The sequence below is a fragment of the Candidatus Bathyarchaeia archaeon genome, from assembly GCA_041447175.1.
Lineage (GTDB): Archaea > Thermoproteota > Bathyarchaeia > Bathyarchaeales > Bathycorpusculaceae > JADGNF01.
The window spans coordinates 306,846-332,411 of record CP166960.1; the positions used below are offsets into that span (position 1 = coordinate 306,846).

The following is a 25,566-nucleotide window of genomic DNA, read 5'->3' on the forward strand; positions in this document are numbered from 1 at the left end:
AGGCATCCATGTTTTATGGTGCCTGTTTTTGGGTAAAAGCGTTTTTGTAAAGGTTTATTGTGTAAAGAAAAACCTTGTGTTGTTTTCCTTGAACAAGAAAAGGGACGGGGGAGTGCCCTTATGCTTTTTTAATGTAGTCTAGGGCTTCTTGGGCGCTTTGGAACCCAAACTTTACGCCCACAAACTCTTGACGCAATGCCGTAACGTCTTTTTGCACTTCGGCAGGTTTGCGTTTGCCCTTGATTACTTGTAGCATGAGGTCGCAGAGGTGCTTGATGTCGCCTTCCTTGAAGCCCCTGCGGGTTACGTCTTGGAAGCCTATGCGCAAGCCTGAGGGGTCGCCTTTGCTGCTTTGGTCGTCGTAGGGCAGCAGGTTCTTGTTGCAGATGATGTTGGCGTCTTCGAGGTCTTGGGCGATTTTGTTGCCGCCGCCAAACGCTCGGATGTCTACGGCGATTTGGTGGCTGCGGGTGAATCCTTTGTGTTCACAGAGAACTTTAACGCCGTTCTCGTACAGGTACTGCCCCGCCGTCTGCGCGTTCTTAACAATCTGCGCCGCAAGCTCCTCACCAAACAGCTTCATCTCCAACGCGGCAACGCCCAACGCTGGAAGCCTGCCCAGATGTGTGCTGGAGGCGCTGAGGGGGAAGATGGCGTACTGGATTTTCTTCACCGCCTTATCCAGCCGAGCTCCATCCGTGTTGCCCATAACAACGCCGCCCTGTGGACCCGGGAAGGTTTTGTGGGTGGAGCTGGTGATGAAGTCTGCTCCTTCGCGGAGGGGGTCTTGGAACTGCTTGCCCGCAATCAACCCCAGAACGTGGGAGGCGTCGTAGGCAACGTACGCGCCTACTTCGTCGCAGACCTCCTTAAGCTCCTTGATGGGGTGGGGGAACAAGAAGAGGCTGCCGCCAAACGTGACGATGCCTGGTTTAGCGGAGCGGATGACGTCGGCGGAGCGGTCAACGTCGATGTTCATTTCGTCAATGTTATAGACGTGGCTGATGTTTTCTATGCCCAAAACGGCTCCTGCTAAGCCCGTGTAGTCATGGCTGATGTGGGCACCGCAGCTGAGTGGGGTGACGACCATTTTGCGGTTCTTCGTCGCCAAACTTAACCCCTTGAACGTGGCGAGGTTTGCGTGGGTGCCTGAAACCAAGCGGGTGTCTGCCCAGTTGCAGCCAAACAGGCTCTTCATGAGGTCCGTGGCGTAGTCCTCGATGGGCGACATGTACTTTTGACCTTGGTAGTAACGTTTTTTGACGTGTCCCTGCAGGTCGTTGTCGCCTTCCGCGTACCTGCCCTCCAAATCTGACGCTGCGGCTTGCATTTCTTTGACGGCGGGCGATTTGATGCCTTCGCTGGCAATCATGTTTATGCATTTTTGGTCGCGGTATTCTTCATGGTTACGGGTGGCTTCTGTTAGTTTCAGAAAGAGGTCGTAGAAATCTTCCATTCGTATCGTCCTCAGTGATTACCAATCGGTGAATGCCTTTGTTGTATTTAGCCCTTACTGGAATTGCCCACGGCATTGCGCCATGCATTTTGAGCTAGAGCGAGTCCGATTTTCCTTTGCGGTTTGTCCACTCCAAAACAAACGCGCCCACAGCAGCAAACGGTAAAATCATAAACAGCCACGGGACCGCTGACAAGGCATCATCACCCAAAGCGGCGGGCAACACATCCGCGTCTGTATCTTCTTTCGTGCCGTCGGATTGGGAGGCTGAGGACCCTTGAGCCAAAAACAGGGACAAAACCACCGCCATACAGGCGACGGCTACGGTTACGTAGATGGTTTTCTTTTTCCTGAAGCTTTGCGTTTTCGTTGTCTCTTCGCCAACCTAATACTCACCGCAATGTGGCTCCATGACTCTTAAGCCATTTTGTCAACTGAACTTTGGCAAATTGCAAAGCCTATTTGGCAACCCGCCTGCTTCTGGCTGTCCCGAAAACTCTCGGGAAACCAACAACACCTGCCTGCTCTCTGGGCTAGCTGCATAAGGGTCAAATAAGTTCGCGACGTAGTTTCTGTATTCTGATTAACATGAAGGACCATTGGAGCAAACCCTACCATGTCGTGTTGGAAGTGGAGAACCGCCAATGCGCCATAGCTAAACGCCTCGCGCCGTTGGGGCTAAAGCACGTTAAAGTCTCAGATATCCGTAGCTCCAACCCTGCCTCAGTCAAGCACCTCATCGAACTGGACCCCGCCGAAATACGGCAACTCCCCAACCCGCCCGCCGAACTCAAAGCTGCTGCCCACCAAGGCGAAGGCAAAGCATCCATCTGGATGGAAAGCGAAGGCTGCGGCGTCTGCCACACCATCCTATCCAGCGACGCCTTCTTAGTGTCGGGCAAAAGCATTGAAGGCTACACCATCATGTACAGCTTCATGGTGCCCAGCTTTGAAGCCTTCCAAAAAATCATGTCCAACCTACAGGCGGCAGGGCTTGAAGTGCGGGTTCTCAAAATGGGCAAATTCGAACCCAAAGCGGGCGTGTTGACCGAGAAACAGGAACGTATCTTCTGGTTGGCTTTGAAGGGCGGCTTTTTTGAGTACCCACGCAGAATTGACACCGCTGAACTTGCCGCTAAGCTGGGCATTAGTCCGTCAACGCTTTCTGAGATTACTCGGCGGGGCATGCGGCGCCTTTTGGAGAGCTACTTTAAGAGTGAAACCTGAAAACTTCAAACAGCCGTCCCAATTGCGGCTTAAAACTGCTGTCCAACGCCTTTAGGCTCGCCCACAGCGTTGCGGAGTTGCTGCTGACCACTGGCTTTTGCAGTTCCTCCTCCAGCTCCGTCAAAGCCTCAAACGTGGCAAAGTTGGTGCAGCTGACAAAGAGGGCTTCGGCGAAGTCAGAGTTGGCGCTTCGAGCAAGCACCGCCGCGTCCTCAGCGGTTAACCTGCCAATGTCAAGGTTGCTCTTCAAGTTAAACGAACGCAAGTTCACCACTTCAAAGCCGCTTTTCTCCAAAAACTCCACTTCCTTCCTGTTCACCTCCTCCAAATAAGGCGTAGCAACAGAGATGCGTTGAGCCCCAACATCGCTGAGGGCGTCAACCACGGCGCGCGAAGTCACCACCACAGGACGACCAGTCACTTTCCCAATTTTCTCCGCAAGGGCGGCGTCATGCCCCACGCCTTTGATGAGGCTACCCGACGTGCAAGCAAACACAACCGCGTCCACGTCTGCGTCTTTTAGGAGTTCCGCGGCGGCTTGGGTTTCTTTCTCCATGGCTGAGAGTCCTTTGACGGTTACGTCGCGCAGGGGGATGCGGGTGGTGTGCAGGCTGATTTGGCTGCCTTGAAGGGCGGCGGAGAATTCGGTTTCGACGGTAGTGTTTGAAGACGGCAAGATAACGCCTAAACGCGGCATAGTCATCAATACATTATGGTGCGTATTTCTTATTTTTGTTACGGAATAGGAGGAACTGTTCTTGTTTGCTCAATAAATGTGTTGATTAGGCAGTTTCTTTTTTTGCTGACAGATTAGGTCTGTGGAGTTGAGGGTTCGTCTTCTTTTTGCATTCACAGAATGTGCTGTTCTAATTGTTCCTCGGTAAGCGTTATCCTTTTTCTCTTACCTGCAGTTTTTTGGTTTATCAGCAAATCCTTGACGGATTCATTAATTTCCACAAGTATGACAGGCATCTTCTTCATGGTTTGTTGTCCTTGCTCTGTTAGGCTGTAGATTTTTCCTGACCTGCCCATAACATAGCCTGCTTGTCCTTGTTTTTCTAATGCGTAGAGTTTGGAGTAGATGGTGCTTGGGTTGAGCATGATTCCGGTTTGCTTGGTTATGGCTTTGTTTATTTCGTAGCCGCTCATGGAATGCTGTGCTAGCAGCCGAATAATTACCAAGTCTAAGAAGGCTTTCAGGACTCTTTCCCGAATGCTGCACCTGCACTCAGGTTCGAACTTCACAGCAAACACCCCATGTGTTTCCTGAGCTTTTTCAGCGTCAGTCTGTTTTGGTTGCAATTTGAATTAAAGCTTTTGGATAACTTATGGTTTACCAACTCTTGTGCAACACAGCCACATGTTCAAAAAAAGACTAACATTCAGAATAATAATATGAATCATATTCCACAAGAAACCCTATACCTAACTTCTGCCCATACACGCCAACCAGCCCGAACTACACTGTTCGGAGGCGTGTCACCGCCTTGCCCTAATCGAAGGACAGAAAGAGAACAAAAAATGGAAAAACAAGAGGTAAAATAAATGAAAAAAGGTAATCTCATAGCATACGTAGTGCTAATGATGGCGTTTTTTGCATTGTCTATGATGGCATTAACAACCTCAGAAGTCAAAGGCTTCTATGGTGAGTACACTATTCAACCCATGGAAGACGGGTCTGGCGTCGCTGCTTCTCGTTGTGACCACTTGATTCAACCTCCTTCTTATCAAGATGCATGGACAGCCACCGGTATCGGGGCTTATTACGATGAGGATCCTCCGCCAGCATATGACGGCGCAATATTCCACTTTGAAAGAGGCTATGGCGGCACAATTCAAAATCCACATACGTGGACGATTCGGAGTGATCCTCTCGATCCCCTGATCTGCCAATACCAATATGGTCCATACAGTTTTACTTACTATGACAACCGTACACCCTCATGGGGTAGTGGGGAATTTGGTCTTTACTATGCGTATTACCAAGATTTGCCCATAGACAAAGACCCGTTCTCGCCTTACCCTTACCGGCAGACTACCGTAGGCGCTAATGCACAGTCGTACTTCATAGAAGTAGCGGACCCAAGCAACCGAATTTACATTTCTTCACCTATCAACCCAAATGACATGTATGCGCCAGACCCCAATTGGAGGGATAGCTAGCAAATGAACGAAAAAACGGAGTCTCCAAATCCAAGAAAGGCTAAAGCTTCAAAAGTATTTGAATGGCGTACTTTGTTAACAAGTATAGTTATAGCGATCATAACTGTTGGCCTATTTTCTCTATCACCCATAAATGTACTTTCAGCGAATACTCCTGAAATAACGACCGCGGAATCACAGTTTAATTTAGATACAGCATATGCTTATGTGGGTCGAGGTGCCCCGAATGATACAGTTACTGATTCCAGAGGAACTTTGTTGTCTCCTGTAAGTCAGTATCCTTCAGCCGTATACTTTAACATTACACGACCAGCCGCTGAAAACTTAGCATGTGATGCTCTTATAGAGGTCTATAACATAACTATAGCATCAGACAAAGGTCCCGCCGAATACTTTGTCTTCTTCGCAGGAACTAATAATGACCCTTCTTTCTCAGATGCAGACTTAAACAAACTAACTGAAGGCATTTATGACTTGTTTGATTTAAACTCGTTCGATGGCGTTACTGGTAATTTCCGCTTTAATTGGACTAATGACGAGTCTGTTTTGAGCGCAAAAGTTGGATCCTATGGAATTTACACGAACTACATAAATGGGTTGGGGCTGTGGAGTGCTGGTAAACCGAACATGGTTTCTGTAACTTTTCATAGACTCGGCTACGTAACAATGACTAGCGGAGTTATTTCCGTTCAACCTGATACAATAAATGTCAACAACAAAACACAAGTTCAGCTACAAGAATTTGACGACGGTTTTCTTAAGAATACGATAGGTGAAATCACACAAGCAAACCGATTTCAACCAATAACATAAACTTCAATTACCTCTTTTTTTATATTTTTACACAGTTTAAAGTGGATTAAACACATATAAGGTGATCACTATATCCAAAAAAAAGCTGATGACATTTTTGTTATTAGCGATTTTCGCAATTTTACCAGTTACTATCTTGAGTTCTAACGCTCTTGCGTCTTCCTCACACTTAGAAGGATGGCTTCAAACATATGGTGGAACTGGAACTGGCCAGTTTTACGCCGAGGCATTTGTTCAAGCTTACGATGGTGGATTTGTTATAGCTGGTCTGACAGATTCGGGTACTTTACTTCTTAAAACCGATTCCTCTGGAAATTTGGAATGGAATCGAACGTATGAATCAGGTTCTGGTGTTGCTCATTCTTTGATTGGGACAAGTGATGGAGGGTATGCATTAGTTGCTGACGCACAGTTGGTTAAGTTTGATGCTTACGGTAATATAGAGTGGAACAGGACCCTTATTGAAGGAAATATGGCGTATTCGCTTATACAAACAAGTGACGGCAACTATGCTATTGCAGGTTCTTCCGGGGATGTAATGCTTAACAAAGAGGCTTTTTGGCTAGTTAAGACGGATGAGTTGGGATATACCACATGGAGCAAAACGTACGAAACAGTGATGCAGGGAGCAGCTCATTCGCTTATCCAAACCCTTGATGGTGGATACGCCCTATTAGGATCTAAAAGTCAGGGTCCAGATTTTTTGCTTATCAAAACCGATTCATCGGGCGAGTTGGAGTGGAGTAAAACGTATGGCAGTGAAGATATTGATTATGGTCGGTCCATAGCCCAAAATAGTGCTGGCGAATATGCGCTAGCGGGTACACTATGGAACCGTAGCGGCACTGGACACGGAGGACTAATAAAGACTGATTCAAGCGGGAACATATTATGGATGAGGAATTATCCAGGAGGGTTCCCATTGTTGATGGCGGCTACTGGTGAAGAAGGCTACATTTTATGCTCAAATTTAACGCTGTTTAAGACGGATTCAGAAGGCAACACATTATGGACCAAAGGTCTGGATCTGCCCACAAATTTTTATTATACGTCCGAATTTTCAATAATTCAGACCTATGATAGAGGGTATGCGATTTTGGGAGGTGCATCCTTGCCCGATACTGACGGTCAGAGTGGGATTTCTTATGTATGGCTTTTAAAAACAGATGCAGATGGAAACTATCTTTCGTCCCCTTCGTCTACGGTTGTTGCCAGTAATACTTCAAGTTCATCGCAAGCACTTCAGCCAACGATAACAACGTTGCCATCGCCAACAGTACCCGAATTGAAACCGATTCTAATTTTGGTTTGCGCTGTAGCAGCATGTTTTGCCGCTTTCATCTTCAGGAAAAAGCGTCTGCTGAAATAATCCGCTAGCTGTTCCAACAAGTTTGTTGACATAGTTTTTCTTTACAAAACAAATCTTTACAAACATGCTTTTAGGCAACTTAGGACGTTAGGTGAATGATTGCTATGGGTAAGAAAACTTGGGCAATCGTTGGCTCTTTGCTCTTAAAGCGTTTTTGCAAGGAAAAGTCGCGTTTAGTGATAGTTTTGTCGGTAGTTTTGCTGGTGCTGTTGCCCGTAGGTTTAGTTAGAGCCGATAGTGGGATTGAAGTAGCTCCTGTTTCCCCATCCATTGTGTGGCAGCGAACATTTTACCAAGGTACCTCAACCTCGGCTAGTTCAGTGACACAAACAAGCGATGGTGGATACGTTTTAGCGGGTACAGTGATTTTAAACTCCCTTGGCGAAATAGAATATTGGGTAACCAAAACAGATTCTTTAGGTAACCAGCAGTGGAGTATAAACGGACTCCAACAGCCCGGCTTTGGCCCCGCCAGCTCGATAGTTCAAACTCCAGACGGCGGGTGCGCTTTTGTCTGTAGCTATGGCGGTTTTTATGGTCCCTCTTACCTGATTAAAACTAACTCCCAAGGCGAAATACAGTACAATCAAAGCTACAGCAGTTTCAGCTTTAGCTCTTTGCAGATAAGCGGCGACGGCGACTTTGTGATGGCGGGTTACCAAAACAAGAGTTTCGCGTTAGCTAAAGCAAACTCCACTGGCAATATAGAATGGAGCCACACCTACGGCGACAGCGAAGACAACACGGTTGGGTTTGTATCACTGGTCACCACAAACGATGGCGGGTACGCCTTGGGAGGATGGATATGGCTACGCTCTAATGGCGGGGGGGCAAACAACGCCATAACAAAGACGGATGCAAACGGCAGCGAGCTATGGACCAGATACTTCGCTGGCGACGGCGCTCGTCAAATGATCAAGACAAGCAACGGCGACTTCGCAATAGCCACTTCCTCTGGCATAGTAAAGGTGGATGGTAATGGTAGTGAGCAATGGACAATAAGCAATTTACCCGCGCGTACCGCTTGCCTGGTTCAAACGCAAAATGACGGTTATGCCATTGCAGGCGAGATGCCATCTGGTGGCAGTAAGCCTTGGCTGGCCATTGTAGAAGCTGCAAATTCCAACCCAACAACTCAGCCTTCTGGGCTGCAGTCATCCCCACCAACTATGACGACCGCGTCGCCATCTCCATCAATTCCTGAATTAACACCTTGGGTGCCCTTGGCGTTAGCTGTTGTAGTTTGCGTTGTTGTAGTGGTCTTGAGAAGAAGGCTTAAGCTTGTGGGATGACCGCTTTAGGTGACAATCGTTTCGTCTTTAAAGTGGGCTTCTACAGTTTTTCTTTTTAGCAAATTGTTCTATTGCCGTGGTGTTTAGAGGGTTTTGCGTTCGGTTGCTGTTTTGTTTTGGCGGTTCAGGGTTGTAGGTGGTTACTTTCTGGGTTAGTGTTGCTTTTGTTGTCTGCTGTAGTTGTGGTTGTAGGCTGTCGAGTTTTCATCGAAGTCGTTTTGCATATGTGGAAGAAAACGGTTGAGTGTTCAACGTTCCTTCCTTGTTAGTTTATTTCTTTGGGGGATGTGTTGACGCTTCGCTATCGATGATGAGCAAGTGCTGGGCGTATAAATAGAAGCTATTGTTTTTGCCAAGCAAATAGCCCTTGCGCCTAAGGGCTGAACAAACCCTTTAAATCACGCGCGTTTCTCTCTTAATTAGGCAAACCGCTTCAACATCTTTTAAAAATCCCTGAAATGTTCGGGACAAACGCTATCTCTGCCCAAACCTAATTAACCCAACAGGTAAGGTGAACAAATATGAGTCAAACTCAACCTGAAACCGCCATGTTCTGTTGGCAATGTGAACAAACCGCCCAAGGCAAAGGCTGCTCCACCTTTGGCGTATGCGGCAAATCCCCTGACGTAGCCTGCCTCCAAGACCTCCTAATTTACCTGCTTCGAGGAACAAGCCAAATCGCCGTGGAAGCAAAAAGAGTCGGCGTAGCAGACGAACAAACCGACCTCTTCATAGCTGAAGCCGCCTTCGCAACCCTAACCAACGTCAACTTTGACCCAGACGACCTCATAAACCGCTACATCAAAAAAACCCTCGAGTTACGCGAAGACCTCAAAGCGAAGGTCAAGGCTGCAGGAGGAAAAATCGACTTCCAAGGCGCCGCAACCCTCATCCCCGAAGAGACCCTGGAAGGCATGGTTAAGCAGGGCAAACAAGTCGGCATCCAGGCAGACTCAGCCGACAACCCCGACCTGCAAGGGCTTCACTGGCTGCTCATCTACGGCATCAAAGGCGTCGCAGCCTACGCATACCACGCCTACCACTTAGGCAAAAAAGACCCCACAGTCTTCGAATTCATCGAACAAGGACTCGCCGCAACACTGGACAAATCTTTAGGCGTAAACGACTTTGTGGGTTTAGCCCTAAAATGCGGCGAAATCAACATCCGCGCCATGGAGCTCCTCGACGCAGGACACACCGAAACCTACGGACACCCAGTCCCAACCAAAGTGCCTCTGGGACACAAAAAAGGCAAAGCCCTTCTCGTCTCAGGACACGACCTTATGGACTTGGATGCGCTTCTGAAACAGACTGAAGGCAAAGGCATCACCGTCTACACGCACGGCGAAATGCTCCCTGCCCACGGCTACCCCCAACTCAAAAAGTACCCCCACTTCTACGGACACTACGGCACCGCATGGCAAAACCAAATCCGCGAATTCCCCCAATTCCCCGGCGCCATTCTCATGACCACCAACTGCATCCAAAAACCCGCCGAAAACTACAAAGACAACATCTTCACCGCTGGACCCGTCGGCTGGCCAGAAGTGACGCATATCCCCGACAGAGACTTCACCCCCGTAATAGAAAAAGCCCTCGCCATGCCCGGCTTTCCTGACGATGTGGAAGGCAAATCTGTAATGGTGGGCTTTGCCCGGAACGCCGTTCTCGGAGTAGCAGACGCGGTGGTGGGCGCAGTCAAGCAAGGCAAAATCCGACACTTCTTTCTGGTGGGCGGCTGTGACGGCGCAAAACCTGGACGCAGCTACTACACCGAATTCGTCGAGAAAGCTCCCAAAGACACCGTTATCCTAACGTTGGCATGCGGCAAATTCCGCTTCTTTGACAAAGACCTTGGTGAAATTGGCGGAATTCCAAGACTGCTGGATATTGGGCAATGCAACGACGCCTACTCAGCAGTTGTAATTGCGCAGGCGCTGGCAAAAGCCTTCAACGTAAGCTTAAACGAGCTGCCTTTGTCGATGATTCTGTCATGGTACGAACAGAAAGCATGCGCCATTCTACTATCCCTGCTGTATTTGGGCGTTAAAAACATCCGCCTTGGCCCCAGCCTACCCGCATTCATTACACCAAACGTGCTGCAAGTGCTTGTGGACAACTTCAACATCATGCCCATAAAAACCGCCGACGAAGACCTCAAAGCCATCTTGGGCTAAACACCCTCCTCCTTTTTTCGGTAAAAGGGGAAAGAAGTGGTTAGGCTTTTATTTTCTTAAGAAGCCACGCCATGTTTCTGCCCAAATCCTCCATGGTTTTCATGCCTTCCTCATCCGCAGTGATTTCGCCTTTTTTATGTCCAACCCCAACATTCCAATAAGACGAACCTGGAACAATCATCTCGTTAATGAAGAAGAAATGGTTTATCGCATCAAACGTGGGCATTCCACCCGCACGCCTAACCGCGACCACGGCAGCTCCAACTTTACGCCTCAGGATTTCAGGCTGCGCTCGAGCAACAAACCCTGCCCGGTCAATGAGCGCCTTCAACTCGGGCGTCATCATCGAAAAATACGTCGGCGAACCCAAAAGCACACCGTCAGCCTCCGCCATCTTTTGGATGTAAAGATTCACGTTGTCCTCCTCGATGATGCAGCGTTGGTTCATTGTTTCAAAACATTTTCTGCAGGCCGTACAGCCGCGGATTTGTTGTCCCGCAAGCTGCACCAGCTCGGTTTCGATGCCCTCAGATTCAAGAACATCTAGGACACGTTTAAGAAGCAAAGCGGTGTTTCCGTCTTTTCGGGCACTCCCATTAAAAGCTACAACTTTCACAACAACACACTCCAATAACTACAGCAATTCGCGCAAGGCATCATAAAAAAGTACCGTGCACCGTGCAACCACGTGTTAGTTTAAAAGTGTGGGTTAGTGGATCAGGCTGTTAAGAGCCGCGGGCTGAAAAATTTTTTTGGGGGATGAGGGGACTTGCTTCCGCGTCTTGTTAACGCCCGACCCACCAAGCTTCACGATGGCTTCAGGACATTATACTACTTCGTTTCAAGGCTTATAACAAGTTGTGACAACCTCATGTCTACAACACAAATTTAATACCTCAGCGCCGTCCTCTGCAGGAGACATAAACAATTAATTGCGAGCGTCACCTGACTCTGTAAATTATAGCCTTCGGCGATTTGGTCAATTTGAGACAAAAAACCCAAATAGCCAAGACACTAAAAAATAAATCGAAAACCCAAAAGGTTGCCTAACAATGGCGTTTGACCAAACACCGCTTCCCACAAACCTGCCAAAATCAAGAACAGTGAAAACCCTAGGTCTAATCAGTGACACACATATTCCCTCTCGCGCCAAAGCCCTTCCCAACGCGGTTTTCAGGGTTTTTGCAAACGTAGACTACATTATTCACGCTGGCGACATTGTCGAACTAAGCGTTATTGACGAACTGGAAAAAATCGCACCTGTGCTGGCAGTTCATGGAAACATGGATGGACCCCAAATTCAGAGTGTTTTTCCCAAAGTTAATTCCCTAAAAGTTGCAGATTGGAAAATCGGCGTCACCCATGACCCAGGTGGCTTTCAGGGTTTATGTAAGATGCGGGAACTTGCAAACCAAAACGGTTTTGATGTCGTGGTCTTTGGGCACACGCATATGTCTAAAGTGCGTTGGGAAGGTCAAACCCTCTTCATTAACCCCGGCAGCCCTACAAACCCTGAACCGCCTTTTCTGTGTAAACCTACGGTTGGCATTCTTAAGCTGACTGCCGATTCTATAATTCCTGAGATACTTGAAGTGACCTAAATCGACCCCCGTTGTCACCAAATTTTTCGGGTTAACTGATTGTGGCGGCACTTGGCAACGCACTGATTTTTCATTTTAACTGACCCCTCCCCAGTGCGTTGCAAAGTCTTTTCAAGAGGCGTTTTAAAAGCAACTTTAACAGATTGGCAGACAGGAGGCAAAAAAATGGAGCACTGTCAAAACCCATGGGAAGATAACTGCAACAGCGAAAACATAAAACTATACATAGTAGTGAACGGCGCTACGCTGCCCATCTGCAAAGAATGCTGGGCTAACATAGCCGACAAAGAAATAGAATGGTGAGCACCTTGGAAAGTTTTAGTTTAAACAGCGCAAAATCTTTCGTAGGAAAAAACGTAAACCTACACCTCAAAGATGGCTCGGTCATTATAAACATACATTTAGTTGGCATACGGAAAGGCGACTTCGGCAAAGGCAACCTAATCGAATACACACCGTATGGCTTTCACAAAGCAACTCTTATACCCCTTCGAAGCGTCGCCTGGGCTGAATTATTAAACATTAATCTACTGAGATTTGCCAACTAAGCAAGCAAAAAGAGGCGTTAAAAACCGCGGGAAGTAAAGCTATGCTGCCGAAAGTTATCATACATAACTCAATCAGTTTAGACGGGTCGCTGGTAAATTTTGTTCCCAACATGGAGCTACACTATACAGTTGCTGCCCGGTTCAAACCAGATGCTTATCTCGTGGGGTCAAACACAGTCAAAGTTGGCATCCAAATGTATGAAAACGGCGTTCCTGCTGAAGAAGAAAAAGATTTCTCAAAGCCAAACCGTGACAAAGCGTTGGTTTACTGGTTTGTTCCTGATTCAGGTGGAACCCTAAAGGGGTTACTTCATGTGTGCAGGCGGTTTGAATACTGTAAAGATGTAATCGTGTTAGTTGCAGAGCAAACCCCGTGCGACTACATAAAGTACCTTAAAGAAAGAAACTACGATTTCTTGATCGCCGGAAAAACAAAGGTTGACCTCAAAAGGGCACTCGAACTTATTGCCAAAAAATATGCTGCTAAAACTGTGGTGACGGATGCTGGCAGAGTTCTAAGCAACTTGCTGTTGGAGCAGCGATTAGCATCTGCAGTAAGTTTGTTGATTCACCCGTCAATAGTAGGCAGAGAACCCTGCCGCATTTTCGACCAAATCAGTGAAAGATTCGATTTGACCCTGAAAAGCAATGAGACATTAAACCAAAACTACGTTTGGTTGATTTACGCCGTAAATGGCAGTAACCCCACGTGACTTTCGCTTGCATTAAAATAAATCCTGATATATCGCTGGACCAGAATAAACCTATGCGCTGTAATAGATGTGGAGTCTGTTGCCAAGAAACCGACATGCTCCTTTGCTCCGCCGACATTGCACGTTTAGAAAAGCAGGGCTACAGCAAGGCTTCATTTGTACGGTTCGACCAAGAAGGTTACGCCCTTCTACGAAACCGTCAAGGGCACTGTGTCTTTTATAACCCTCAAGCGTGTCGCTGTGACGTTTACGCTTCTCGTCCTTTTGGCTGCCGCGTTTACCCCGTAATTTTGGATGAAGGAAATCGTGTGATTGTGGACGCTATTTGTCATGCTCAGGAGACGATTTCGGAAGAGGAAAAAGCTCGGCGTGGTGAAGTGGTGCGCAAACTCTTAGAACAAATCGATGAAGAAGCGGCAAGACGCAGAAAAGTTAATTCATTTTAAATTTGCTTGGCTTCTTTACAGTTTTGGCAAAGCACTTTTTCGTTTCTTTTGTTCTCAATTTCTGTTAGAAGCATTAATCGACCGCCAATCAACCTGCCGCATTCATCGCATATGACTCGAACTTCTGCAACTCGACTGTTTGAATCCATAATTTGATACGGCATAATAGAGCCTCCTTAATTCCCTGTGAGTGTGTATTGTGTTGGAGCGCTTTGATTATGCTGAAACGTAACGCATGCATACTTTTTAACGGTTGAACCGCTTTTGGGTGCTATTATGTTTTTTGTTTGTCGTCTTTTTCTAGTAGATAATTGATGTATTCTGGTATGGTGCGGTTAGTTTCTTTGGCTTTTTTTTGAACGTTCTGGTAAACTTTGTCGGTGACGCATATTGTTCGGTACCCTTTGCGCGGCAACTCTTGGAGTCTCCTGTTATGTTTCCGTACTTTACGGTACTTCAAGATATAAACATTTATTGATTTGCATAAACTCAAAAATCTTGTCCGAAGCCGTCATAAGAACGTAGACTCGCGTCGCATTTCAAGTTAAACCTTAAATATCGAAGTTCCGTACAATACGAGATGTAGAGGGGACATTCAACGCCAAAAAGTGGATTCAAAAGCATTACGGTAAAGGCAGAAATCTACGACTACTTCTACAACGAATGGCTAACCGTTAAAGAAGACTACACCATAAAAAAAGGCATCCGAAGCTTCTCAGCATACGTCACCTACCGCCTATCCCAACTAATGAACGACGACAAAAGAGGCAACCTAAAGGAGTAACCTAACAATCAACGCACCCCGTTGTTGGAAGGTACCTTGTGTCTCTCCTTTTTTAAGGCACAGTCCCCACAAGCGTTGTTGCTGGTTTAGGTGCCAACAATTTTAAATAAGTCCTATTTGACCCTTAAAAGGGTGAACTATCATGCCATGCAAAGTTATTGTCGGCGCATTTTGGGGCGATGAAGGCAAAGGAAAAATCATCAGCTACCTCGCCCTCAAAGATAACCTTGATTTTTGTGTACGAACGGGCTCCGTTAACGCTGCGCATACCGTTTGGTTCGAAGGCAAAAAATATGCCTTGCACATGGTTCCAGCAGCGTTTGTAAACCCAAAAACCCGTCTGCTTGTCGCGGCAGGCGCAAATGTTCATGTCGCCAAGTTTTTTGAAGAACTGGAACTAACCAAAGTTCAGGGCCGCGTCGCAATCGACATGAACGCATCAATAATTGAGGAAAAACATAGTGCTGCTGACAAAGCCAGCGCCGTTAACAAAGGGATAGGCACCACCGGTTGGGGTGTAGGACCCGCAATAGAAGAACGCGTAAGGCGCACGGCAAGACTTGCAAAGGACCTTCCCGAGCTTAACCCGTACCTCGCTGACACCATAACTGAAATTAACGACGGCATTGACCAAGACAAACAAGTTCTGCTGGAAGGTACACAAGGCTTTATGCTCTCCCTATTCTTAGGCGGTGACTACCCATACGTGACGGGGCGCGACACAGGTGCTTCAGCAATCGCTTCCGAAGCAGGCGTCGGACCCACCCGTGTGGATGATGTGCTCATTGTTTACAAGAGCTTTATAACTCGCGTCGGAGCTGGACCCTTACCAGGCGAAATCAGCCGAGACGACGCACTTTCACGGGGTTGGTTCGAAGTTGCCGCAGGAACTGGCCGCGAGCGTCGCAGTGCTCCTTTCGATTTTGATTTAGCCAAAAAAACCGCGCGAATTAACGGGGCAACTCAAGCTGCTTTAACAAAACTTGATGTGCTCTTCCCTGAATGTCAAGGGAAACGAAGTTTTGATGACCTTTCGGATAGGGCAAAAGCGTTTGTTAAAGAAGTTGAGGCTCGAACGGGTGTGCCTGTGACCTTAATTGGCACGGGACCTGATGCGTTGGACATCGTTGACCGCCGTTAACGCTTTTTCCTTTTTCCACTTTTTGGAGGAAACTGGGAATAATTTTATCTATTTGTTTCTAAAAATGTGACTAAGAGGTTATGCATATGGCCCTTTATAGCATAGATTCCCGTAAGGCAACTACCAGCCTTTTTGTTTTGCTTTTCGTAATGGGCGCACTTGTTGGGGGCATCGGCAGCTTTTACCTCAACAACCGCCAAATCACCAACCTATCCGGTGAAGTTACCGACTTGCAGAGCCACGTTTCTTTCCTTAACGCATCAACAAACCAAACCATCTCGAACCAAACAATCACAATCTACCAAAACGGGACATCCCTTGTTGACATCTACGCTAAGTCCAGCCCTTCGGTTGTGCTCATTCACGGCTCTACGAGCAGCGGTGCAGTGCAAGGTTCAGGATTTATCTATAACTCCTCCGGCAAAATGGTGGTCTTGACAAACTTCCATGTGGTGCAAGACGCAACTGACTTAAGTGTTACCTTCTCCAACGGCCACGGATACGCAACTACCGTTTTAGGCTCAGACCCCTACTCTGACTTGGCAGTTCTTTCAACTGACGATGTGCCCGCAAACGAACTTAAACCCCTCAACATAGTGAGCTCCAGCAGCCTTCGCGTCGGTGACCAAGTGGTGGCAATCGGAAACCCCTATGGGTTAGTCGGCTCTCTAACCACCGGCGTTGTGAGTGCACTTGGGCGCTCCGAAACAGCCGAATTCACCCAAAGCTTCTCAATAAGTAACCTGATACAAGTCAGCACACCAATCAACCCAGGCAACTCGGGTGGTCCATTGCTGAACGCTGTGGGTGAAGTTGTGGGGATAACGAACTCGGTGATTTCTGATTCTCAAGGTGTAGGCTTCGCAGTGCCTTCAAATGCTATTCTACGGGAAATCGCCTCTTTGGTTACAACGGGCAGCTACACCATGCACTCTTTGCTTGGTATTGCTTCTCAGCCAGACATGTCCGACATGACCTACAATTTAGCAAAACAGTTGAATGTTGACGTTACTTACGGAAGATACGTTGGCACAGTGTCCGAAGGCGGACCTTCCGATGGGCACCTTCAAGCCGGAGACATAATCATAGCCATGAACGGAACCGTTATCCGAAACAGCGATGACTTAGGCAGCTTCTTGGCAGAAAAGACCTTGCCTGGCGATGTAGTTCAGATTACCGTGGTTAGAAACAACGCAGAAACAACAGTCAACGTGACCCTAGGCACCCGACCGCAACCAAACGTTTAACCCCAATTTACATTTCTATCTTTTTTCGCAGTCCATGCAGACCTTGCTTTGCCTGTTTGTCCAGTATTTTTTGCCACATTTTTCGCAAGTGGTTTTCCAAAGCATTTCTTTTTTGTTTTCAGCTTGGCGAGAGGTGTTTGTGGAGTTGGGGAAGCTTATGGCTTTTTGGTGGCAAAGTGATTCGCAGGAGCGGCATCCATTCACGCAGTTTAGGGGTTCTGTTACGTAGGCTTTTTCGTTTTGGAAGGAAAACACGTTGTTTGGGCAGTATTCTACGCACCGCGGTTTGCCTGTTTTAGCGCAGCCATCGCATTTGTCGGGAAAAACTGTTGGAAACCAAATGGGTGCTGAATTTGCCATGAGTTTTCACCTTGAATGGGGAGAAAAAGGGTTTATTATGGGGTTTGGTTTTTCTGTTCCCGTTTTTGGAATTGTCTTGCTTGATAGGTTCGGCAGGTTGGGCTGTTGCAGCATTGGTCTTCGGGGATTCCGTATGGGCATTCTAAGTTGTTTGCCATTTTTTATCACTTCTAACGTATAATAAGGTTAATATATATAAATATTGTTATGTTATTTTCTTGGTCGACCCATCCCCTTCCCCCGCTTTCGCAGCCCTGCGCAGCTCCCCAATCAACTCCTGCGTTTCTTTCCTCGAGGGGTGCGAAATCGCGCCTGCCGGACAAACATCTTGGCAACCTTTACAAAAAACAACACAATTATTAGGTCTCACGACGACGGGCTTCTTTTTTCCCTCTGCCTCCTCAAAATCGTAAATGCCCAACTTGCAGTAAGTCACACATTTGCCGCAAGAAACACATTTCTCATAATTCACCTTTGGACCCCACGGAATCTGTTCTCTAGGAATTCCATGGAAAGTTTTTCCATTCACTTTAAGCATCTCCCTTAATTTTTCATTTTTTAGTTTTCTATTGGAAACAAACTATGCGCTTGAACGAACTAAGCCTTATTTCTTCTTAATTTCTCAATTATCTGTTTTGTTTTTTCTTCTGACGGGTGAGAAATAGCGCCAGTTGGGCAGATGTCCTCACAACCCCTGCAAAACACCACGCATGTGCTGGGGTTTTTAGCCACAGTTATTTTCTTTCCATCTTTTTCTTGAAATTCGAATGCCTCTTTATGGCAGAATTCAACGCATTTTCCGCATGTGACACATTTCTCGTAATCTATTTTGGGGCTCCACGGTATCAGTTTTCTGGGTATGCCTTCATAAGTTTCTTCCGACATTTGGGTCTCCTCTCAATCATCTGACAAGCTTGTTAACGGATTATATACACTCTTTCCTATTCTTCTGACTATGATAATAGTTAAAGCCCCCATCATCACAACAATTGCCCCAACCAAGGCACTGCTGGGAAATTCTGGAATTGACGGAGAAGGTGCAGGATACGATGTATCGCCAGTTGATTGCACTCCAAACGCATACACCATATGGTCCCATGACCCCACATAAACATCGTCGCCTACAACGGCAGGGGAAGAATTCACATGGTTTCCAGTTGCATAACTCCAAACCTTTTCACCTGTTGATGCGTCGAGGCAATAGACCTTTCCATCCCATCCTCCAACATAGACATGGCCGCCCGCAACGGCAGGGGATGAATTCACGCCGCCGAACGTTAGATAATTCCAGATTTCTTTGCCTGTTGCCGCATCAAGACAATACACTTTTGAAGCAATGTCATAAGAATCTGCACCTAACTCCCATGACCCAACGTAAACGTAACCGTTGGAAACCGCTGGCGAAGAGTCAACCCATCCTGGAGTGGTGTAATTCCAGACCTTGGACCCATTTAACGCGCTAAGACAGTAAACATTGTTGTCTTCGGAGCCAATATATACGTAATCTCCAACAACTGTGGGTGAGGACTGCACGACATTTCCAGTTTTGTATGTCCAGATTTCGGTTCCCGAAGAAGCATCTAAACAATAAACATTGAAATTTGTTGAACCTACAAAGACTCGACCGTTGACGACTGCAGGAGATGACTCAATGAGTCCTCCAGCTGTGAAGTTCCAGATTTTGGCCCCTGTACCTGCATCAAGGCAATATATGTCTCCGTCCCAAGACCCAACGTAGACACGGTTATCAGCAACGGCTGGGCTAGATTGAACAGAGTTGTTTGTAGTGAAATTCCAGATTTTTTCGCCTGTGAGGGCGTCCAGACAATATATGTTGCGGTCGTAACATCCAAAGTAAACAAAACCGCCTGCAACTGCCATTGAAGAACCAATTGCCGGACCCGTTACATCTGGTCTATTTCGGCCTGTTGAAGGAATTGTGTATTTCCATATCAGGGTGCCCTCAGATGAGTTGAGGCAGTATGCGATTCCGCCATCGGAGCCTATGTAAAGGCGTCCGTCAACTATTGCGGGGGAAGCCCAAACTACGTGGTTAGTCATATAACTCCATAACAAATTATCTGAAGCTGCCGTTGGAGCGTTGGTTGTGAAGCCTGTGTGAAGAAGGTCATGATGGAACATTGGCCAATCCTCCGAAACAGAACTGGCTGTTTCTTTTGATGCGGCACTAAATGAGAGTAACGCTACGACCATTAGAACAAGCAAAATGCTTTTTTTAAGTTTCATTTTTCTCGGATTCTCCGCCGGCTTTCTCAAATCAATCAATCTTAGTTAACTGAACTGCTATGTCAATATTTAAATATTGATATGCATTGTTGTTGGCATGTGCCCAAATGCAGAAAACAGTCTTCGACTAAAAGCCCGCGTATTTTATGCCCTCTCAGACCCAATAAGGCTAAAAACTCTTGAGTTCTTGCGCGACGGCGAAAAATGCGTCTGCGAAATTGTGCCCCACATAAACCTGGTTCAGCCAGTGGTTTCACGTCACCTCAAAATCCTGCGGGATTCAGGACTGTTGCGGTGCCGAAAAGAAGGCACTCGACGTCTTTACTCAGTGACCGATATGCGAATCTACAACATTTTGGATGCTTTATCGCCGGATTTTTCAGAGTTTTTAACTAAAGAAATCATGGAACACGCCGTCTGCCGATGACTACGCTTAGGTGGTCCAAAAACTGTAAATTTCCAGTTTCATATCCGCAAACTCGCCTTTCAAATAATCCTTGACTTCTTGGTCCTCTAAGTATCGTGTCCCAGTTTTGTCCTTATGCAACGGTATCCCCGTTTCCCTTAGCTGGTCCGCTTTAGGCGAGTCAATAAAAATGTAGTACTGCTGCTCATGCAGCATGATTATGCGCAGGATGGTCACTTCTTTGTTGGCGGCAAACCCATTCTGCTCCAAAATGTAAACAATACTTTGCGGCTTCTTCTCTCGGACTGTCTGCTTAAATTCTTGCCACGTCCGTATTCTGACTTGCCCGCTGTCTGGGTTCAAACTCACATGATGCCCTCCTGCTTGGTTTGTTATATAACTATTAATATTCTCGTCCATTTTTTCCTTTAGGTAGCCTTTCCTTTCCATAAAGGAGATGCCGCTCTTGAATTGTTGTAGCCTTGGGACTACAACATGGTTTTATTATCTGCAGTATCTAATCTTAAGATATTGTCTATTGCTTTCTAACGGTTGGTGCCGTGTTTTGAGTAAGAATCTGTTGCGTGGTGCCTTGCTGGATGCTGTTCTGCTAGGTCTCATCCACGATGCTTCAAGCCATGGTTTGCATGGGTATGCTCTTTTGTTGATGATTGAAAAACAGTATGGTGTACGTTTAGGACCATCAACCGTATACCCCGAGTTAAAGGTGCTTGAGCGCCGTGGCCTTATCGTTTCCCGCTGGGATTTCACGTCAAGCAAAGCCCGATGCCTCTACCGCATAACCAACAAGGGACAAAATCTGCTAAAAACCTACTCGGTTCAGTTGAGACTTGTAGTCCCAACTTTATTGACTCAAAAATCATCATTTCAAAGAGGAAACGCCTTAAGTTTGAGGTAGGTCATTTTTAAGTTTAGCCAGCAGCATCCGAATTGTTGATTCTTGCAAGTTCAACGCTTCCGCTATGTCTTCAATGTCGGTGCTTCTTTCATCCATAATGAAGTGGAGCACTCTTTTCTCGTTATGTGTCTTTTCTTGGATTTCGAGTTCTTCGCTCGCGTGCTGCATAGTCAAGTTTCGGATGCAGAGCAAGACCCTTTTTTCGTCCTCAAGCCGGGAAAGTTTTTCATCAATGTCTGAAAGAAGATTTGATAAGGGTTCAATTTTAGTTCTTTTGGTTAGTTGAATTTTGTTGATTCTCTCTAAAAACTCCGTGGCGTCCTTAGAAATCTCAGGTGGCAAAGTTTCAAATGTTAGCAGCTGCTCGTTGTACAGGTGGGGTCCAAAACTCACCGTCAGATAAGCTGACTGTTTGAGAAAATAGAGTTTTCGTCTGGGTCCGATGGGGCTTGCTTCTGTGCTTGAACCCACAAACCCTTCTCGCTCCATCAAAGCCAAATGTGCAGTCACTAGCTGTTGGGCTTCTCGAATTTCTTTAGCCAATTCCAAAGCGTAACTCGGCTCTTGGCTAAGGCGTTTGATGATTTTTCTGCGGACGGGGTTTTCCACAATTTTTAACATGAAGTCGATTTGTGATGGTTCAGACATGCAGATACTGCTCACTTAAAAAATAAAAATGGGTGGGGAACTATTTAATTTCGACCTTGTGCGGTTTCTCTTCTGGTTTAGGTTCCTTCTTGGGGACTTTGAGTTCCAGCACGCCCTCTTTCATTGTGCCTTCGACTTTGTCGGGGGTGACTTCTTCAGGGAATGCGATGAATCTTTGCATTGAAGAGTAGGCTCTTTCTCGGTGTAGGTAGTTTTTGCGTTTGTTTTCGTTTTCCTCTCTGCATTCGGCTCTGATTGCTACGCCGTCTTTGTTGATTTGCACGTCCACTTGGTCTTTGTTAAAGCCTGGCAGTTCGGCGGTTACGGTGTAGGATTCGCCGTTATCTACGAGGTCCACTTGGGCATATCTGGCTGGGAGTTCCATCCATTGTTCCATTTCAACTGGGAACGAAAAGAATGGTTTCATGAGGTCGTCAAATGACCTGCGGAATTCGCTAAACATGTCGTCTATGCCTCTAGCTAATCCCGCTTGTTCGTGGGTTTTTGTTATTGAGGTTCCAGGTGTTGCTGAGGATACATTTGTTTTCTTTTTTGTTTTGTCTTCAACCATGTATACCACCTCTATACAATCCAATGTTGTATAGCTATATTGCGTGCTCTGACAACATAAAAACCTTATGGAAATCAAAACCGCTAACTATGTTCCCGCAACAAAAAGAAACCAAAACCGCCTCCTTTAGCAACTCAACCGACACATGTAGCACTTAACATGTCCGCTTTCCATCTGCCTGACGGACGGGCTACATTCTGCTGTTTTTCCAGTGAGCTTTTCTATGTTTACGGTGTTTGTATGTTTAGTTTTTTCAATAATTCAGAGAAAACTGGAAAATTTTTTATAGTTAAAGGTCTGTGACTGAAGATTTAGGAGAGAGATATACGTGAGAACCAAACTTAATGTGAAACAATCAAAACCTAAAAGAGAGTGGTTTAAAACATTTTCTGCCGTTGCTTTGCTTTTGCTGTTGACTGTTTCTGGATTGATGGCTACACTCCCCGTTTCTTCTGCACAGACTGCTGAATCACCAATACCCACCAATGCCTACCTCGCAGTTTCGCCCAACCCCGTCGGTGTCAATCAAGACGTAACCTTCCTGATGTGGCTAGTCCAGATTGAACCAACAGCCATGGGCACCGCAGGTGGAAGATGGGATGGCTACACTTTGCAAATTTCAAAGCCGGACGGAACCGAGCAGGCACTCGGGCCCTTCACTGCTGATGATGCTTCCTACGCGCATGCAATCTACACTCCCGACACACTTGGCACATACACAATAACCTTTAACTTCCCTGGGCAACACGTCTCTGGCGTCGGCATGGGCGGCCCAGTTGACAGCTACTACGGAGCCAGCAGCTTCACCGTCACCCTCACAGTGCAACAAGAAGCCGTAACAACTACACCTCAAACTCCAATTCCAACTGGCTACTGGACGCGACCAATAAACGCTCAAAACCAAGAATGGTACACGATTTCAGGTAACTGGTTTGGAATCGGCGCAGGCTCATTTGGTCTTAGCATGTACAATGCAAGTGGCAACTTCAATCCATACACCACCGTTCCTGACACTGCACACGTTGTGTGGACCAAGCCACTAGTGTTTGGGGGCTTAATTGGGGGTGAATTTGGAGGCACTGCAACAAGCAACTACTACAACGGAAAATCGTACGAACCCGCTTTCGGTCCCCCAGTAATCATCAACGGTGTACTTTACTACAATGACCCCGCCACCCCCAGACAAGGCTTTTACGCGGTAGATTTGCGCACAGGCGAAACACTATGGCATCAAGAAAGCGCCGTCGGCATCACCAATGGGCAGATTTACAATTTCATGTCCCCAAACCAACAAGGCGGTGTCCCCTACCTATGGTACATGAGCGGCGATCCATGGTACATGTACGATGCAGTAACTGGCAACTTGATACTGAAAATCGAAAACATAACAACTGGCACCACCGCACCAATGACTTCAGGCAGCACAGTTCAAGGACCCAACGGTGAACTGCTCGTCTACGTGATGGACTCAACCGATAACTGGATAGCAATGTGGAACTCATCCTTATGCATACTCAATTCAGGCGACATCACCGCAATGTCACCCTGGATGTGGCGACCTCCAGCTGGGGCAACAATTAACTGGGAAAACGGCGTGCAGTGGAATGTGACGATACCTTCGTATCCAAACCAAGCAATTATGCGCATTAATTCAGGCGTCATATTAGCCATCACAGGCTCAATTAGCGCAGGAAACAACTGGCAAATGGAAATCGGCTACGACATGAACACGGGGCAAAAACTCTGGGCTGAAAACCGCACAACTTTCCCTGGAGCAACCATCTGGGGTCTAATGGGGCCAATAGCAAACGGAGTTTACACAGAGTTCCATTCCGATACAATGCAGTGGTACGGATTTGACGTGTACACTGGCCAGCAAATTTGGGGCCCCTCCGACGCCTACACCAACGCTTGGGGATCCATGGCTATGAACGATGTCTTCTCCGAAAGCGCTTATGGTATCCTTTACGGGTTTTCCATTGACGGCATACACGCACTGGATCTCATGACGGGTGATAGCTTGTGGACCTTCTACGGTGAACCTTCTGGCGCCGATTTCCCAGGCTACAGCACTCTGCCTTTCGAAACTAACATGCTCTTCACAGTTGCTGGCGGAAAAGTCATCGCCACCACAGGCGACTCTCACGGTGTTCCGTTGTATCGCGGAGCCAAAATGTACGTTGTTGACGCTTATTCAGGAAATGAGGTTTGGAGCATAAACGGCTGCTTTGAGCAATCACTGCCTGTCGCAGACGGTTTCCTAGTAGGGTTCAACTTGTATGACAACATGCTTTACTGCTTTGGCAAAGGGCAAACAGAAACCACAGTTTCAGCGCCAAGTACCGCCGTGCCTAAAGGAACACCCGTACTAATACAAGGCTCAGTAACCGACCAGTCCACAGGGGAGACCTGCCTTGGAATTCCAACCGCAGGAACACCTGCCGTCTCTGATGATTGCATGACCGCTTGGATGGAGTACCTCTACATGCAGCAGCCAAAACCCAACGACGTGACTGGCGTTTCAGTGCATCTGACTGCTATTGATTCAACGGGGCGGACCCAAGACATTGGCTCAGTGGTGACTGACGAAAAGGGGAACTTTATGACTTCTTGGACACCCTCCGCAGAAGGGTTGTACAAAATCGTAGCTGACTTCGACGGAACAAAATCATACTACAGCTCCGACGCCGAAACCGGTTTAGTGGTTTCAAATGCGGCAGCAACCGCAGCCGCTTCACCTTCGCCAAGCATGGCAGTTCAACCTCCAACCAGCAGCACACCAACAACAACCTACATCGCAATCGGCGCAGTAGCAGTGATCATCGTTGTAGTCGCGTTAGCGGTGTTGCTTAGACGACGAAAATAAAAATCTCCTCCCTTCTTTTTTCTAATATAAAAAAACTTTTAAATTTGATGTGTTGATGGTGGGGCTGCCCGGATTTGAACCGGGGTCTATAGAGCCCAAGTCTACAAGCCTAGACCAAGCTAGCCGACAGCCCCTTAAGTGGAGAGTTCAGAGAACATAATTTATCATGAACCATAAAAACCTTAGCTCACCCGAGTGGGTGTTCTTTCCTTTTTTGTGGGTTGAGAATTTTAGGTTTAAGGGGCGAGGTTGTTTGGGTCGTTTTTGATGGGTTCGTTTAGGTTAAAGAATTTGAGCACTTTGATGCCGCGTGTGGATGCGGTGTATGTTGGTGGACTGTTTTCGGGTTGTTTTTGGGTGTTGATGATGCCTTGTTCAATTAGGAATTCGATTTGTTCTTTTAGTTTTGGGGGTTCGATGTCTGTGTGTTCTGACAATTGTTGAAAGTTCAGTGGTCCTTGGTGGGCGACAATTTTTGTAATGGCTATGTATTCCTCTAGCTTTGTGTTGGTCATAAGGTCTTCCTGTTGTAGTATTCGTTTTAATGTTATAAGTTTTGTGTAGTTCTGTTT

Annotated in this window: 33 protein-coding genes and 1 tRNA gene; 17 read left to right on the forward strand and 17 right to left on the reverse strand. The window is 46.9% G+C overall.

Going from position 1 to position 25,566, the window contains the following annotated elements; translation table 11 throughout:
- Nucleotides 1-118: 118 nt before the first annotated feature.
- Together ACBZ72_01570 and ACBZ72_01575 are read right to left on the reverse strand one after the other, a co-directional pair.
- Complete coding sequence (locus tag ACBZ72_01570; protein ID XES77579.1) at nucleotides 119-1,456, reverse strand: serine hydroxymethyltransferase; 1,338 nt, start codon at nucleotides 1,454-1,456, stop codon at nucleotides 119-121.
- A 94-nt stretch (nucleotides 1,457-1,550) separates the two neighbouring features.
- On the reverse strand, nucleotides 1,551-1,742 hold the full coding sequence (locus tag ACBZ72_01575) for a hypothetical protein (protein ID XES77580.1): 192 nt from the start codon (nucleotides 1,740-1,742) through the stop codon (nucleotides 1,551-1,553).
- On the opposite strand from ACBZ72_01575, the gene ACBZ72_01580 reads away from it, so the two are divergent.
- Entirely contained in the window at nucleotides 1,734-1,877 is a 144-nt protein-coding gene (locus ACBZ72_01580) for a hypothetical protein (GenBank protein ID XES77581.1), read from the forward strand. The genes ACBZ72_01575 and ACBZ72_01580 overlap by 9 nt on opposite strands.
- 167 nt (nucleotides 1,878-2,044) lie before the next feature.
- On the forward strand, nucleotides 2,045-2,683 hold the full coding sequence (locus tag ACBZ72_01585; GenBank protein ID XES77582.1) for a helix-turn-helix domain-containing protein: 639 nt from the start codon (nucleotides 2,045-2,047) through the stop codon (nucleotides 2,681-2,683).
- On the opposite strand, the gene ACBZ72_01590 is transcribed toward ACBZ72_01585, so the two are convergent.
- Entirely contained in the window at nucleotides 2,667-3,386 is a 720-nt protein-coding gene (locus tag ACBZ72_01590) for an aspartate/glutamate racemase family protein (protein ID XES77583.1), read from the reverse strand. The two genes, ACBZ72_01585 and ACBZ72_01590, sit on opposite strands and share 17 nt — an antisense overlap.
- A gap of 146 nt (nucleotides 3,387-3,532) precedes the next feature.
- Nucleotides 3,533-3,928, reverse strand: a complete 396-nt coding sequence (locus tag ACBZ72_01595) for a PadR family transcriptional regulator (protein ID XES77584.1) — start codon at nucleotides 3,926-3,928, stop codon at nucleotides 3,533-3,535.
- A gap of 300 nt (nucleotides 3,929-4,228) precedes the next feature.
- Here ACBZ72_01595 and ACBZ72_01600 point away from each other — a divergent pair, with 300 nt between their 5' ends.
- From ACBZ72_01600 to hcp, 5 genes are all read left to right on the forward strand, one after another.
- On the forward strand, nucleotides 4,229-4,846 hold the full coding sequence (locus ACBZ72_01600) for a hypothetical protein (protein ID XES77585.1): 618 nt from the start codon (nucleotides 4,229-4,231) through the stop codon (nucleotides 4,844-4,846).
- Nucleotides 4,847-4,849: 3 nt separating this feature from the next.
- Nucleotides 4,850-5,659, forward strand: coding sequence for a hypothetical protein (locus tag ACBZ72_01605; protein ID XES77586.1), 810 nt, complete (start codon nucleotides 4,850-4,852; stop codon nucleotides 5,657-5,659).
- 97 nt (nucleotides 5,660-5,756) lie between these two features.
- Nucleotides 5,757-7,028 carry a hypothetical protein gene (locus tag ACBZ72_01610; protein ID XES77587.1) on the forward strand — a complete coding sequence of 424 codons (1,272 nt, stop codon included), beginning with the start codon at nucleotides 5,757-5,759 and terminating at the stop codon, nucleotides 7,026-7,028.
- 104 nt (nucleotides 7,029-7,132) lie between these two features.
- Nucleotides 7,133-8,320, forward strand: a complete 1,188-nt coding sequence (locus ACBZ72_01615; protein XES77588.1) for a hypothetical protein — start codon at nucleotides 7,133-7,135, stop codon at nucleotides 8,318-8,320.
- A 548-nt stretch (nucleotides 8,321-8,868) separates the two neighbouring features.
- Nucleotides 8,869-10,497 (forward strand): hydroxylamine reductase, encoded by a 1,629-nt coding sequence (gene hcp, locus ACBZ72_01620; GenBank protein ID XES78710.1) that lies wholly within the window; start codon nucleotides 8,869-8,871, stop codon nucleotides 10,495-10,497.
- Between the two features lie 40 nt (nucleotides 10,498-10,537).
- On the opposite strand, the gene ACBZ72_01625 is transcribed toward hcp, so the two are convergent.
- Nucleotides 10,538-11,113 carry a flavodoxin family protein gene (locus tag ACBZ72_01625; protein ID XES77589.1) on the reverse strand — a complete coding sequence of 192 codons (576 nt, stop codon included), beginning with the start codon at nucleotides 11,111-11,113 and terminating at the stop codon, nucleotides 10,538-10,540.
- Between the two features lie 436 nt (nucleotides 11,114-11,549).
- Here ACBZ72_01625 and ACBZ72_01630 point away from each other — a divergent pair, with 436 nt between their 5' ends.
- The 5 genes from ACBZ72_01630 to ACBZ72_01650 all read left to right on the forward strand — a co-directional run bounded on the left by ACBZ72_01630 (nucleotide 11,550) and on the right by ACBZ72_01650 (nucleotide 13,805).
- Nucleotides 11,550-12,098 carry a metallophosphoesterase family protein gene (locus ACBZ72_01630; GenBank protein ID XES77590.1) on the forward strand — a complete coding sequence of 183 codons (549 nt, stop codon included), beginning with the start codon at nucleotides 11,550-11,552 and terminating at the stop codon, nucleotides 12,096-12,098.
- Between the two features lie 165 nt (nucleotides 12,099-12,263).
- A complete protein-coding gene (locus ACBZ72_01635; protein XES77591.1) occupies nucleotides 12,264-12,401 on the forward strand; it encodes a hypothetical protein in 138 nt (45 codons plus the stop codon).
- Between the two features lie 5 nt (nucleotides 12,402-12,406).
- Complete coding sequence (locus ACBZ72_01640; GenBank protein ID XES77592.1) at nucleotides 12,407-12,646, forward strand: hypothetical protein; 240 nt, start codon at nucleotides 12,407-12,409, stop codon at nucleotides 12,644-12,646.
- A gap of 41 nt (nucleotides 12,647-12,687) precedes the next feature.
- Nucleotides 12,688-13,359 (forward strand): dihydrofolate reductase family protein, encoded by a 672-nt coding sequence (locus tag ACBZ72_01645; protein XES77593.1) that lies wholly within the window; start codon nucleotides 12,688-12,690, stop codon nucleotides 13,357-13,359.
- Between the two features lie 53 nt (nucleotides 13,360-13,412).
- Nucleotides 13,413-13,805, forward strand: coding sequence for a YkgJ family cysteine cluster protein (locus ACBZ72_01650; protein ID XES77594.1), 393 nt, complete (start codon nucleotides 13,413-13,415; stop codon nucleotides 13,803-13,805).
- On the opposite strand, the gene ACBZ72_01655 is transcribed toward ACBZ72_01650, so the two are convergent.
- Nucleotides 13,802-13,969, reverse strand: a complete 168-nt coding sequence (locus tag ACBZ72_01655) for a hypothetical protein (GenBank protein ID XES77595.1) — start codon at nucleotides 13,967-13,969, stop codon at nucleotides 13,802-13,804. The two genes, ACBZ72_01650 and ACBZ72_01655, sit on opposite strands and share 4 nt — an antisense overlap.
- A gap of 110 nt (nucleotides 13,970-14,079) precedes the next feature.
- Nucleotides 14,080-14,265: a hypothetical protein gene (locus ACBZ72_01660; GenBank protein XES77596.1), complete on the reverse strand. Its 186-nt coding sequence runs from the start codon at nucleotides 14,263-14,265 to the stop codon at nucleotides 14,080-14,082.
- 466 nt (nucleotides 14,266-14,731) lie between these two features.
- Here ACBZ72_01660 and ACBZ72_01665 point away from each other — a divergent pair, with 466 nt between their 5' ends.
- Nucleotides 14,732-15,730 (forward strand): adenylosuccinate synthetase, encoded by a 999-nt coding sequence (locus ACBZ72_01665; protein ID XES77597.1) that lies wholly within the window; start codon nucleotides 14,732-14,734, stop codon nucleotides 15,728-15,730.
- Between the two features lie 86 nt (nucleotides 15,731-15,816).
- Nucleotides 15,817-16,977: a S1C family serine protease gene (locus tag ACBZ72_01670; protein ID XES77598.1), complete on the forward strand. Its 1,161-nt coding sequence runs from the start codon at nucleotides 15,817-15,819 to the stop codon at nucleotides 16,975-16,977.
- 15 nt (nucleotides 16,978-16,992) lie between these two features.
- On the opposite strand, the gene ACBZ72_01675 is transcribed toward ACBZ72_01670, so the two are convergent.
- From ACBZ72_01675 to ACBZ72_01695, 5 genes are read right to left on the reverse strand one after another with little or no spacing between them, the layout of a single operon-like run.
- Nucleotides 16,993-17,337, reverse strand: a complete 345-nt coding sequence (locus ACBZ72_01675; GenBank protein ID XES77599.1) for a hypothetical protein — start codon at nucleotides 17,335-17,337, stop codon at nucleotides 16,993-16,995.
- A 35-nt stretch (nucleotides 17,338-17,372) separates the two neighbouring features.
- Entirely contained in the window at nucleotides 17,373-17,495 is a 123-nt protein-coding gene (locus tag ACBZ72_01680) for a hypothetical protein (protein XES77600.1), read from the reverse strand.
- Nucleotides 17,496-17,542: 47 nt separating this feature from the next.
- On the reverse strand, nucleotides 17,543-17,875 hold the full coding sequence (locus tag ACBZ72_01685; protein XES77601.1) for a ferredoxin family protein: 333 nt from the start codon (nucleotides 17,873-17,875) through the stop codon (nucleotides 17,543-17,545).
- A 59-nt stretch (nucleotides 17,876-17,934) separates the two neighbouring features.
- The gene (locus tag ACBZ72_01690) at nucleotides 17,935-18,222 is read right to left on the reverse strand and encodes a ferredoxin family protein (GenBank protein ID XES77602.1); all 288 of its coding nucleotides are present in this window, start codon (nucleotides 18,220-18,222) and stop codon (nucleotides 17,935-17,937) included.
- A gap of 12 nt (nucleotides 18,223-18,234) precedes the next feature.
- Nucleotides 18,235-19,584 carry a PQQ-binding-like beta-propeller repeat protein gene (locus ACBZ72_01695; GenBank protein XES77603.1) on the reverse strand — a complete coding sequence of 450 codons (1,350 nt, stop codon included), beginning with the start codon at nucleotides 19,582-19,584 and terminating at the stop codon, nucleotides 18,235-18,237.
- A 97-nt stretch (nucleotides 19,585-19,681) separates the two neighbouring features.
- Between ACBZ72_01695 and ACBZ72_01700 the strand changes: the two genes are divergently transcribed.
- Nucleotides 19,682-20,011, forward strand: a complete 330-nt coding sequence (locus tag ACBZ72_01700; protein ID XES77604.1) for an ArsR/SmtB family transcription factor — start codon at nucleotides 19,682-19,684, stop codon at nucleotides 20,009-20,011.
- A 6-nt stretch (nucleotides 20,012-20,017) separates the two neighbouring features.
- Here the strand turns inward: ACBZ72_01700 and ACBZ72_01705 are convergent, their stop codons facing one another.
- A complete protein-coding gene (locus ACBZ72_01705) occupies nucleotides 20,018-20,359 on the reverse strand; it encodes a hypothetical protein (protein XES77605.1) in 342 nt (113 codons plus the stop codon).
- Between the two features lie 196 nt (nucleotides 20,360-20,555).
- Here ACBZ72_01705 and ACBZ72_01710 point away from each other — a divergent pair, with 196 nt between their 5' ends.
- Nucleotides 20,556-20,909, forward strand: a complete 354-nt coding sequence (locus tag ACBZ72_01710; protein ID XES77606.1) for a PadR family transcriptional regulator — start codon at nucleotides 20,556-20,558, stop codon at nucleotides 20,907-20,909.
- Here ACBZ72_01710 and ACBZ72_01715 read toward each other — a convergent pair.
- Together ACBZ72_01715 and ACBZ72_01720 are read right to left on the reverse strand one after the other, a co-directional pair.
- The gene (locus ACBZ72_01715; GenBank protein XES77607.1) at nucleotides 20,895-21,557 is read right to left on the reverse strand and encodes an ArsR/SmtB family transcription factor; all 663 of its coding nucleotides are present in this window, start codon (nucleotides 21,555-21,557) and stop codon (nucleotides 20,895-20,897) included. The two genes, ACBZ72_01710 and ACBZ72_01715, sit on opposite strands and share 15 nt — an antisense overlap.
- A 40-nt stretch (nucleotides 21,558-21,597) precedes the next feature.
- Nucleotides 21,598-22,128, reverse strand: coding sequence for an Hsp20/alpha crystallin family protein (locus ACBZ72_01720; protein ID XES77608.1), 531 nt, complete (start codon nucleotides 22,126-22,128; stop codon nucleotides 21,598-21,600).
- A 430-nt stretch (nucleotides 22,129-22,558) separates the two neighbouring features.
- Between ACBZ72_01720 and ACBZ72_01725 the strand changes: the two genes are divergently transcribed.
- On the forward strand, nucleotides 22,559-24,994 hold the full coding sequence (locus ACBZ72_01725; protein ID XES77609.1) for a hypothetical protein: 2,436 nt from the start codon (nucleotides 22,559-22,561) through the stop codon (nucleotides 24,992-24,994).
- 56 nt (nucleotides 24,995-25,050) lie between these two features.
- Here ACBZ72_01725 and ACBZ72_01730 read toward each other — a convergent pair.
- Both ACBZ72_01730 and ACBZ72_01735 read right to left on the reverse strand, forming a co-directional pair.
- Nucleotides 25,051-25,128, reverse strand: a tRNA-Pro gene (locus tag ACBZ72_01730).
- Nucleotides 25,129-25,230: 102 nt separating this feature from the next.
- On the reverse strand, nucleotides 25,231-25,509 hold the full coding sequence (locus tag ACBZ72_01735; GenBank protein XES77610.1) for an ArsR family transcriptional regulator: 279 nt from the start codon (nucleotides 25,507-25,509) through the stop codon (nucleotides 25,231-25,233).
- Between the last annotated feature and the right edge of the window lie 57 nt (nucleotides 25,510-25,566).